This is a genomic window from Methyloceanibacter sp. (assembly GCF_041573655.1).
In the GTDB taxonomy this organism is placed as follows: domain Bacteria; phylum Pseudomonadota; class Alphaproteobacteria; order Rhizobiales; family Methyloligellaceae; genus Methyloceanibacter.
This window is the reverse complement of sequence record NZ_JBFFQD010000062.1, coordinates 1-10,115: the sequence shown is the minus strand read 5'-3', so window position 1 is coordinate 10,115 and position 10,115 is coordinate 1. Positions and strand designations below refer to the sequence as shown.

The window sequence follows — 10,115 nt, the reverse complement described above, 5'->3', positions numbered from 1 at the left end:
GAGGTCTGAAAACTATTCGAGCTTCTTGGCGCCGGTAGTGTGCGTCGGCGGGCCGTCCAGTGGCGTGCCGGGACGGTGGACGGCCTTTTTGTAGGCGTCGCCGTCTCTCGCAAGCGTGGTGATCCAACCTGTGCTCCATTTGATGACGGCGGCATCGCCATCCTTGGTCCAGGTTCCGTTCAAGTCGTGGCCATCCTTCGACCCGGTGGCCATACCGTCGCCCGCAAGGACAATGCGGAACGCATTGCCCTTGGTGTCCTCGGTCATATAGGTGCCGGTCTGGTCGCCGGCGAAGCTCGCAGTGCTGGCGAGCACCGCAACAATTGCGGCAAGAACAGCAGCGGCAATGTCGTGTCTGATCTGTTTGACATTCATCATCCTTGAGGCCCTTAAGCACGTTGCGAGGGTATAGACTCCCATCGGCAAACCACGTTGGAACTTGCGTTCGGGTAGTCGTACCGAAAGCGCTTTGTCAACGTCTTCGCCGCCTGCACGCCGGCTCTACGGCAGTCCTCGATGCGGTCGCCGCTGACGGAGAAGCCGGGCATTTGACGGGCGCTCTGATACAGCGCCGCGCCGGTGTCGCAGTTGTAAATCGTCAGGTACAACATCACGATCTTTGCGGTCATCTTAGGACCTCCCACAGCGTCGGTAGTATAGCCGATTCTCGGCCATGCGCTGGGCTTGGGAGTCCGAGCCCACGGGGACTCTGCTCGACGTGACAGGGCTAATCTGCTTGTGTTCGGCCACGCCCAACGACCCTTCATGAGCCTATGACCGATAAGCCAAAGTCGATCCAACCAAGCGCGACGCGGCCCTATCACATCCACCCAAAAGCATGGTGGGAAATCGTGAAGGACGTGGCGATCAAGGCTGCAGAGGACCATCTGTCCGTGGTGTCCGCCGGCTGCGCCTATTACGCGCTGTTCGCCATCTTCCCCGCGCTCACCGCCATGATCTCGCTCTACGGCCTCACGGCCGACCCGGATACTGTCGAGCACCAGTTTGGCATGCTGGAAACGGTGTTGCCGGCGCAGGCCTATGACATCGTCATCGAGCAGATCCAGCGTATCGCTTCAACTTCTGGGCGGACCCTGGGCTGGAGTTTCGCGGTCAGCCTGACCATCGCGCTCTGGAGTGCCAATCGCGGCATTCAAGCCATGTTCTCCGCTCTGAACATCGCTTATGGCGAGCCCGAACGGCGCAACATTCTGCACTTCTATGTCAGTGCAATCGGTTACACCTTCATCGCCATCGTCGGCGGCGCCGTGGCGTTGTTCGCCATCGTTTACGTGCCGGTCCTATTCGGTGACGCGGGCCACGAAGAAATATACCAGACACTCGTCAAATATCTGCGCTGGCCGGTTTTCCTTGGGTTGACGATTTTTCTGCTGACGCTGATGTACCGGTTCGGACCGAGCCGGCCGAGTCCCAAATGGGAGTGGATGAGCGTCGGCTCGGTATTCGCCGCGCTGATGTGGTTGCTCGCTTCTTTGGGGTTTTCCTACTACGTCTCGAACTTTGCGCACTACGACAGGATGTACGGAACGCTCGGCGGCGTTATCATTTTGCTGTTTTGGCTCTACCTGTCGTTCTACATCGTGCTGCTCGGCGCGGAGATCAACGCGCAGGTCGAACGCCGCATCGGGTCGAATGCGAACAAGCCAACTGCGGACAAGGCGAATGCGAAAGACTGAGCTTTAGGTAGTGCAGCGTGCCAGCGAACGGTTACACCTCGTCAGGCCCGCGCCGGACCATTCGCCGCCGCCACAGACCGACGGCCAGCACGAAGATCGCACCCAACGTGCCCCCGACCATCCACGCGGAGTGCGCCATGGCAGGATCGAGCGCGCCGGTGATCAGCGGATCCTTGGCGATGATCTCGCCGGCGATCCAGCCGAGCAAGGCCGCGCCGGCCCAAATGATAATCGGGAATCGTTCCAGCAGCGCCATGATCAGCGCCGCGCCCGCCATGCTGACCGCAAGACCGAACATCAACAGCGCGTAGCTGCCGCGTGCGGCCATGGCGATGGCGATGACGTTGTCGAGGCTCATCACCGCGTCGGCGATGGCGATGATCTTGACCGCCTGCCACAGTTTGGTGGAGGCGGCGACATCCTCCTCGTCGTCGTTGGACTCCTCGCCGGCGAGCAGGACAAGACGTGTCATAGAGGGTGCTTGGGGAGGTTCCACAGATCAGCCTGAGCGGGTTTGTGACAAAGGGTTCAGGTCAGGACAAGCCCCTGCCGATCGCATATGCTGCGCGCCGGCAGTCAATCGAATCGGGCCGGAGAGCCCTTATTTGACGGGAGGAACCGTAGCCAGCCATGGACCCACTTCTACTAAATCCGCTGATTGCACTTGTCGCCGGTGTCTTAATCTTGTTGATGCCGAGACTCCTGAATTATGTCGTGGCCATCTATCTCATCGCCATCGGCATTATCGGGCTGGCGAATCACCTCCAATAATCCGCTGAGGTCCTAGAGTTGCGAGGGGCCGTGGCCACAGTGCGGAGGGTGGCACATGCCTGGGGAAATCTCGGCGAGAGCAATCTGGAAGAGCCTTGCGCGATGCCCTATAATTGGCGTTTAGCGCTCACTTCCTAGGGGTAGGGTGCCAGCTGGGCGCGAGCACCAATTCTTACGGACGTTTGCCCCTTCGGCGGGCCGAAGGCATGGACCTTCCGGCCGTGTCTTGGCGGCGCTTCGGCCGGACGTTGCAGACAGATAGGGTTCTGACCCAGTGAGTGAACAGAGAAATCGAGCGGGGCGCGGGGCCGAAAGTGCCAAGGGCGTTCGTCCGAATGTTCGCACCGTGTCGCTACTCGGTCTCATCGTTGCGTTTATGGTGGGCGGTGCGGTCTACGCGCACGCCGCGTTCTGGGCAGACAGCCCGGCTGCGTCCTTGTTGCAGTACGTCAAGGACGAGAAGAAGCCCGCTCCCAACAAACAGAAGGCAGCCCCGAGCGGCTATTCGTGGGTGGCCGTGCGCGGCGAGTCGGGACTGAAGCTTCGCGGCACCGTTGCTTCCGAAGAAGACCGCCGGACCATCCTGGGTATGGTCAAGGCGAACTTTCCCGACCTGAAGGTCGAAGAGAAGCTGAAGATCGTCGAAGGCGGCCCGCCGCGAGAGCGCTGGCTCGGTGCGGTGAGCTTCGGCTTACAGCAGCTGACTCATCTGAAGGAAGGGGCCGTGCGGATCGCCGGTACCAACCTGGTCGTGGCAGGCGAGGCCGGCAGTACCGAGGACTATGAGGAAATCAGGAAGGCGCTCGCGGGCCCCTTGCCGGCGGGGCTGACGACCAAAGGCGATGGAGTGCGGCCACCGATCGTGGACCCGTTCATTTTCACTGCCGACCTCGGCGTCAACACGCTGAGCCTCACGGGCAGCGTACCGAGCGAGGACTCCCGCAAACAGGTGCGCGAGTTGTCACGGCAGTTGTTCGAAAGGCCTGGGCTCGACGACCGTCTTGAAGTCGCATCCGGTGCACCGAAGAATTGGGACGAGGCCGTGACCGCGGCGCTCCACGCGCTGAGCAAGCTGAGGACCGGAAAGGTCGCAGTGTCCGGACTAGCCGTGAGCATCGAAGGTGTTGCGCCGGATAAGGGAACGGCCGTCGCCGTGTCTTCCCAGCTGCGCCGCGACCTGCCTAAGCTGTTCTCCACGTCCGAGAGCATCAAGTGGAAGGAGGCAACGGCCCCGCGCGATGTTGCCGCCCGCGTGCTTCCACGGATCAAGACCTACGTGAAAACCAACGACGCATGGCCGAAGGGCGAACTGCCGCCCTTGTCGCCGCTTCCTCCGTCCGAGTAGAAGCCGCCGCAAGCCGCGCAAACTCTTAGGTCTAATCGTTGACGGCGAAAAATCCGCCGATCGCCTCGACGGGTTCCTGTTCCTGGAGCACCGGTGCGTGGCCTTGCTCGGGCACCGTCATCGCACGCAGGTTCGGATGGAGCTCGATCATCTTCTCCAGCGTCTCGGCGCTGAGGAGGTCGGAGTGCTCACCGCGCAAGACGAAGGCGGGAACATGATTGAGTGCGGTGAACTGCGGCCACATATCGGGAAATGGGCGGCTCAAGTCCACGCTGCCGATCGCCTTGGCGAGCTTGCGGTCGTAGGACAGCACGAGGCGACCTTTGCGCTCCTCGAACACGCCGCGGGCCATCTGATCCCATTGCGCATCCGTGAACTCAGGAAAACCGCGGCCATTGATCTCTCGCATGATCGTTATGGCGTCCGCCCAGGTCTTTGGGGTTGGCATGCGTCCGACATAGTTGACGATGCGCGCGAGCCCGCGCGTTTCGATAACGGGACCGATATCGTTGAGCACCACGGGCCCCATGGCTGTCGGGCGAAGCGCAGCCATCAACATGGTGATGATACCGCCGCGCGAGGTTCCCACGATCCCGACGCGATGCAGGCCGTGTGCTGTCAGGAAATCGAGAACATCCAGCAGCTCGATATAAGGCACGTAGTTTCGCCAATTGGGGTCGTACGCGGAGCGCCCGCGCCCCCGGCAATCGAGGCAATAGACATTGCGCGGTTTCTCAGGATGCGTCGAGAGATAGGTGGCAAGCGTGTGAAAGTCGCGCGCATTGCGCGTCAGTCCCGCTAAGCAGATGACGCTCCGGAACCGTTCGTCCGGTGCACGGTAGTGACGAGCGCAAAGCCTCAAGTCGTCGAACGACGTGTAGAAGATGTCTCGCCACGGCTTGCCATCAAGCTCTGGCATTACAACCGACCAACATAGGGAGCGTTTCCGAAGCTACAACCGTGTGCGGGCTGCGCGCGGCCCGCTGTGCGTCGCAAGCTTGATGACAAGGCTTCAAGAGTCAACCCGAGAGCGCGGCGGGTCGCAAGGTGCGAAGTTCAAGGCGTTTTGGGCGGTGGCGCGGCGGCCGACGCTGTCGTGGAGGGAGTATCCTTGCGCCCGCGATTGAGGTCCTGCACCAGGTGGAGCGCGCCGTCGGGCCCGGCCAGCCGGGAGCGGTAGAGCTGCAATGTCTCCATGATCTTGATTACGTAGCGGCGTGTCTCGGTGAAGGGGATACGCTCGACCCAGTCCACCGGATCGATCTCGTTCGTGCGCGGGTCGCCGTAGAGCTCTATCCACTCTTTGACCCGGCCCGGGCCAGCATTGTAGGCCGCGAGCGCCATGATGTAGGAGCCGTTATAGCTGTTGATTAGGTCGCTCAGGAACGCTTCGCCGAGCTGGGTGTTGTAGGCAGGGTTGGTCAGCCGGGACTTGGAGTATTGGACCTTGTAGCGCCGGGCGACGCCGCGCGCGGTGGCTGGCATCAGCTGCATCAAACCGCTGGCGCCGACCGGGCTCTTGGCCCCGGCGTTGAACTCGCTTTCCTGGCGCGACAGGGCATGGACCAGGGCCGGGTCCACGCGCTCATCCAGGAGGCTCTTGAACGAGGGCATCACGCCCACGGGAAGCGCGTAATCGCCCATGGGCAGATCCCGGTTGAAGGCGATCTTCGAAAGCCGAAGTGCAATCTGGTTATGCCCCATGGCCTTGGCCAGTTCGGCAACCAGTACGACCTCCGGGCCGTTATCCAGCGTACGCGCGAGCGCCAAGAAGAATTGCGGCGCGACCCATGACAGCTTGGTTGCGCGGGCAACACCAACAGCCCGAACGGCGGGGCGCGCCATGAAGCGATCGATATCGGCCTGCGTGGGGACCGGCGTCGACGTCACGGCGAGACGGGCCGGGCGGGGGTCGAGGGACTGACGGCCTAGTTGGCCGTAGAAATATTGCGGGTACTTGGCCGCGCCGTGGAAATGGATCATGGCGGAGCCGCGGTCGCCGAGCGCCAGGGCTGTACGGCCGAGCCAGTATTCGCCAAGGGCAATCCTGCGCGAGTCCTTTGCCGCCTTGCGCAAGGCAAGGAAATGCTTGAGCGCCGTTTGCGGCTCGTTCAGGTAGCGCAGCGCCACCCAGCCGGCCAGGAACTCGGCCTCGACATACGAGTTGCCGGACTTCATCCCATGCTTCGCGGCGATCTGATATGCGGTGCGCGGATGCCCGTCATTGAGCGCGGCGCGCACATTGACCCGGCGCTCGATCCACCACTCGTCGAGATCGAGGAGGACACTCGGCTCCACCGGCGCATCCAGTAGGAGCTTCCAGGCCCGGAGTCGCTTGTCTTTCTTCTTGGTCCGCCGCAGCCACTGAATGTTGTTGAAGCGCAAGCCGACATCGTCTTCGACGGCGTCGTCGGGTAAGGCATCGAGCAGTTTTCCGGCATTGCCGCCGCGTTGGAGGACGGCGATCCGGGCTTTGACTTTCTTCTTGTCCGAGTCAGGAAGCAGCTTCGACATCCGCAGTGCCGCAGGCGCGGCGGACTTCTTGTCCGGATAGAGCAGGCCGTCGATGCGCGCCCGGTGATGCTTGTGCGTGAGCATCGATCCAAAACTATCGAGGATCTTTTTTTCAACGTCTGGGTGGAGCCGATGATCGCACCATGCCGAGGCGATGAGGTCCTTGGCTTCGGCCTCTCGGTTCTCCTTCATGTAGACAGTCGCCAGCGCCGCCTCACCGGCGCCTGTTTGCGGCGGCTTGGCATCGAAGAAGGCTTTGATCTGATCTGGCGGGGCGTCCTTGAGCAAGAGCGAGGTCTCAGCCTTTTCGCGCAGCTTGTCTTGGCTGGGCCACATGGGATGGCTCAAGCGGTAGGCCTCGACGGCGGCCGCGTCCAAAAACGTGCTCTTGTTGTGCTTGTAGCGATACCAGAACGCGAAGTCGCGCACCGCGGGATCGGAAATCTTCGCGGCCGTCTCTTCGACGGAACCCTTGTTGCGCATGACGAAGCGCATCCGGCTCTCATCGTCGGAACTAATCTTGTAGGACAGCAGCGGCTCCAGGATCGCGGCGTAGTCCAGAGCCGGTGTCGGCGCCTTCACGAAGGTCGGATCCCGGTTGGGATTGATCTCGGGAAGTGGTGCGTTGTCGGGCGCAACGAAGGGGCCGCTGGCTTCTTCTTCGGTTTCGCCCGCGTCTTCCGCTTTTGCGTCTTCCGCCTTCGCGACTTCCCCTTTTACGTCCTGCGCGCCGTCGCCGTCGGCCTTTGCGTCTTCCGTCGCCGGCTCGGAGATTGTCGTGGTGTTCTGAGGATTGCGCTCAGGTTTCGGGATGGCGGCAACAGTCGTCGTGTTGGCCTCGTTGGCTTGTGGCGAGGCGGGCATTGCCGGTGCAGCGGCGGTCGGCGTCTCGGACGGGGTGGCGGGCGTCTCTTGAGCGGCCTCTTGTGCCGGGGCTGCCGGGTCGGCGGCGGCCACCGCCGGACGCTCCGGGTTCCGATCGGGCAGGGGAACGGCATCCGTCTTCGCCATGGCGGGCACAGAGCCGGCCAGGGCCATCGCGACAAGCAATATCAAATAGTGCGCGCTGATGCGTTTCATCTCGTCGGACGGTACCGGTTACGGCCTGTATCGCGCGGTCAGTACGTCCCCCGACCGGGAGCCGCGACGATCAAGGTCACATAAGTGTATCCAATTCCCAGAATGTCTCAAAGATTCCGGCGGAATAATGACTGCTGGGCGTCGGCGCCACGTCGGATAGGACCTGAAATAGCGCCCATAACCCGCTAATCAGGCGTATAATTTTGAAAGTCTGCTGGTGAGCTAGGGGCGCCTGGGCCGCAATCAGCTTGAAGCCATGCGCTCCGTCCGCGCTCCTGCTTGCCGCCTCACGCCGCAGACCCTATTGTCCGCCCCACTTTTCGTACGTTTTTCAAGAACACGCGCTCCGAGTAGGAACCTGCTTTGACCATGCCGATGTTTCAAGGCTCGATCACGGCCCTCATCACGCCCTTCAAGGATGGCTCTCTGGACGAGACCGCCTTCCGGAAGCTTGTGGAGTGGCAGATCGACCAAGGCACCCACGGGCTCGTGCCGTGCGGGACCACGGGCGAATCCCCCACGCTCGATCACGACGAGCATCGGCGCGTTATCGAGCTGTGCATCGACGCGGCCGATCGCCGGGTGCCCGTGATCGCCGGGACAGGCTCCAACTCGACGGCTGAGGCGGTGGAACTCACGCGGCACGCGAAGTCCGCCGGCGCCGACGGCGCGCTCGTGGTGACGCCGTATTATAACAAGCCGACCCAGGAGGGGCTTTACCTCCACTACAAGGCCATCAACGATGCGACCGACATTCCCATCGTCATCTACAACATCCCGGGCCGCAGCGTGATCGACATGTCGGTGGACACGATGGCGCGGCTGTTTAAGCTCAAGAACATCGTGGGCGTGAAGGATGCGACGGCCAACATGGCGCGCGTCAGTGAACAGCGCGCGGCAATGGGGCATGAGTTCATCCAGCTCTCAGGCGAGGACGCAACGGCGCTTGGCTTTATGGCCCATGGCGGGGTGGGGTGCATCTCGGTGACCGCCAATGTGGCACCGGCGCTCTGTTCGGAGTTTCAACTTGCCTGCCTTGGCGGAAACCTGAAGCGGGCGCTCGAGATCCAGGACCGGCTCATGCCGCTGCATGACGCACTGTTCGTGGAAGCCAATCCCGGACCGGTGAAATATGCCGCCGCCAAGCTTGGTCTATGCAGTGGCGAGACGCGGCTGCCGCTGGCGCCGATCGGCGATGCGGCGCGAAAAAGCGTGGACGAGGCGATTGCGGCCGTTGGCCTCGCCACGGTCTAGTTTCGCGGAAAGAGGCTCATCATGGCGCCGAAGCGCGAGAGCGGAAAGCTCGTCGCCGAGAACCGCAAGGCTCGTTTCAACTACGCGATCGAAGATACAATCGAAGCCGGTATTGTGCTCAGCGGCTCGGAGGTGAAGTCGCTGCGCGCGGGCAAGGGGAACATCGCGGAGTCCTACGTCTCCGACGAAGGCGGCGAACTCTTTCTGATCAACGCCCGCATCGACGAGTATAAGGGCGCCGCGCGCGACGGCCACGAGCCCACGCGGCACCGAAAACTCCTGCTGCATAAGAAGGAAATGGCGCGGTTGTCGGGCGCAATCCAACGCGAAGGCATGGCGCTCATTCCTTTACGCCTCTACTTCAATGCACGTGGGCTGGCCAAGCTCCAGCTTGGGCTCGGCCGCGGCAAGAAGATCTACGACAAGCGCGAGACGCAGAAGAAGCGCGATTGGGAGCGCCAGAAGGGCCGGCTCATGCGGGAGAAGGGCTGAGCATGGCGGAGGGAGGCCAGCGCCTGACCACGGGCATGGCCTTACCGTCTGTGACCTTGCCGGCAACCGATGGCGCTGAGATCGACGTCGCGCCGCTGCCTGGGCGCAGCGTCATCGCCGTCTATCCCTGGACGGGGTGTCCCGGTCAGCCGAACCCGCCGCTTTGGGACGATATTCCCGGCGCCCATGGCTCGACACCTGAATTGGAGCGCTTCGGCGCCCTCTCACCCCGGTTCGAGGCCCTTGACGTGCGGCTGTTCGCGCTGAGCCTCCAGGAGGTCGGCTATCAGCAGGAGCTGGCCACGCGCCTGGGCCTGCCGTTCCCGCTCCTCAGCGATACGGGAGAGGAATTTTCGGGGGCGCTGGCATTACCCAGTTTCGCAACAGGCGGTCAGACCTACCTGAAACGACTCACACTTGTGGTGAGGGACGGCGCGATTGAGGTTCCGTTCTATCCGGTGCCGGATCCGGCGACCCACGCCGACGAGGTGCTCGCTTGGCTTGAGAAGGCGACACGCTAGTTACCGCCTAGTCGCCTGGGCTAGTCACCCATGGCGCCGTCTTCGGCCTCCTCGACGGAATAGCCGAGCTTATCCAAGCCTTCTTCCAAGTAATCGGAGAGCAACGGGATTCCGAGGAGATAGTCCTCCGTGCGGGTGGTCCGTTCGGCGCGGGCGGTATCGATGGCCTCGCTGACTTCCTCTGGACTGAAGGTGCCGCGGCCGATCCAGGCGAGCGCCACGAGGCTGACTTGCTCGTCCTCGTTGAGATCGTGGATGAACTCTTTCAGCTCGGCGACAGTGGAGTCGTCGGCGAAGTCCTCCAGGATCGACTCCGCATCATGGTCGGACGTGGCGCTGTCGTCCCAAGCGCCGACCTTCGCGCCGTACTCGCGCGCCTTCAGAATGACGAAGCCGACCTTCGTCGGTGAAATTTCTATTCCGGCCATCGGAACCTCCTCG

General features: G+C 62.4%; 12 protein-coding genes. 6 read left to right on the top strand and 6 right to left on the bottom strand.

What is annotated here, in order from left to right:
- Nucleotides 1-12: 12 nt before the first annotated feature.
- Nucleotides 13-378, bottom strand: coding sequence for a hypothetical protein (locus ABY454_RS11190; protein ID WP_372930711.1), 366 nt, complete (start codon nucleotides 376-378; stop codon nucleotides 13-15).
- An 11-nt stretch (nucleotides 379-389) separates the two neighbouring features.
- A complete protein-coding gene (locus tag ABY454_RS11185; protein WP_372930709.1) occupies nucleotides 390-629 on the bottom strand; it encodes a hypothetical protein in 240 nt (79 codons plus the stop codon).
- Between the two features lie 144 nt (nucleotides 630-773).
- Between ABY454_RS11185 and ABY454_RS11180 the strand changes: the two genes are divergently transcribed.
- Entirely contained in the window at nucleotides 774-1,697 is a 924-nt protein-coding gene (locus ABY454_RS11180) for a YihY/virulence factor BrkB family protein (RefSeq protein WP_372930707.1), read from the top strand.
- 31 nt (nucleotides 1,698-1,728) lie between these two features.
- Here the strand turns inward: ABY454_RS11180 and ABY454_RS11175 are convergent, their stop codons facing one another.
- Nucleotides 1,729-2,169, bottom strand: a complete 441-nt coding sequence (locus ABY454_RS11175; protein WP_372930705.1) for a hypothetical protein — start codon at nucleotides 2,167-2,169, stop codon at nucleotides 1,729-1,731.
- Nucleotides 2,170-2,327: 158 nt separating this feature from the next.
- On the opposite strand from ABY454_RS11175, the gene ABY454_RS11170 reads away from it, so the two are divergent.
- Together ABY454_RS11170 and ABY454_RS11165 are read left to right on the top strand one after the other, a co-directional pair.
- On the top strand, nucleotides 2,328-2,468 hold the full coding sequence (locus ABY454_RS11170; protein ID WP_372930703.1) for a DUF3096 domain-containing protein: 141 nt from the start codon (nucleotides 2,328-2,330) through the stop codon (nucleotides 2,466-2,468).
- Nucleotides 2,469-2,814: 346 nt separating this feature from the next.
- Nucleotides 2,815-3,813: a hypothetical protein gene (locus ABY454_RS11165; RefSeq protein WP_372930701.1), complete on the top strand. Its 999-nt coding sequence runs from the start codon at nucleotides 2,815-2,817 to the stop codon at nucleotides 3,811-3,813.
- Nucleotides 3,814-3,844: 31 nt separating this feature from the next.
- Here the strand turns inward: ABY454_RS11165 and ABY454_RS11160 are convergent, their stop codons facing one another.
- Complete coding sequence (locus tag ABY454_RS11160) at nucleotides 3,845-4,732, bottom strand: alpha/beta fold hydrolase (RefSeq protein WP_372930699.1); 888 nt, start codon at nucleotides 4,730-4,732, stop codon at nucleotides 3,845-3,847.
- A gap of 137 nt (nucleotides 4,733-4,869) precedes the next feature.
- Nucleotides 4,870-7,407 (bottom strand): lytic transglycosylase domain-containing protein, encoded by a 2,538-nt coding sequence (locus tag ABY454_RS11155; RefSeq protein WP_372930697.1) that lies wholly within the window; start codon nucleotides 7,405-7,407, stop codon nucleotides 4,870-4,872.
- Between the two features lie 375 nt (nucleotides 7,408-7,782).
- Here ABY454_RS11155 and dapA point away from each other — a divergent pair, with 375 nt between their 5' ends.
- Genes dapA through ABY454_RS11140 form a run of 3 tightly spaced genes read left to right on the top strand, consistent with a single transcriptional unit; the run spans nucleotide 7,783 to nucleotide 9,674 of the window.
- The gene (gene dapA, locus ABY454_RS11150) at nucleotides 7,783-8,661 is read left to right on the top strand and encodes a 4-hydroxy-tetrahydrodipicolinate synthase (protein WP_372930713.1); all 879 of its coding nucleotides are present in this window, start codon (nucleotides 7,783-7,785) and stop codon (nucleotides 8,659-8,661) included.
- Between the two features lie 21 nt (nucleotides 8,662-8,682).
- A complete protein-coding gene (smpB, locus tag ABY454_RS11145) occupies nucleotides 8,683-9,153 on the top strand; it encodes an SsrA-binding protein SmpB (RefSeq protein WP_372930696.1) in 471 nt (156 codons plus the stop codon).
- A 2-nt stretch (nucleotides 9,154-9,155) separates the two neighbouring features.
- Nucleotides 9,156-9,674 carry a redoxin family protein gene (locus ABY454_RS11140; protein ID WP_372930694.1) on the top strand — a complete coding sequence of 173 codons (519 nt, stop codon included), beginning with the start codon at nucleotides 9,156-9,158 and terminating at the stop codon, nucleotides 9,672-9,674.
- 20 nt (nucleotides 9,675-9,694) lie between these two features.
- Here ABY454_RS11140 and ABY454_RS11135 read toward each other — a convergent pair.
- The coding region (locus ABY454_RS11135) for a DUF3775 domain-containing protein (protein WP_372930692.1) at nucleotides 9,695-10,115 on the bottom strand (421 nt) is incomplete at its 5' end.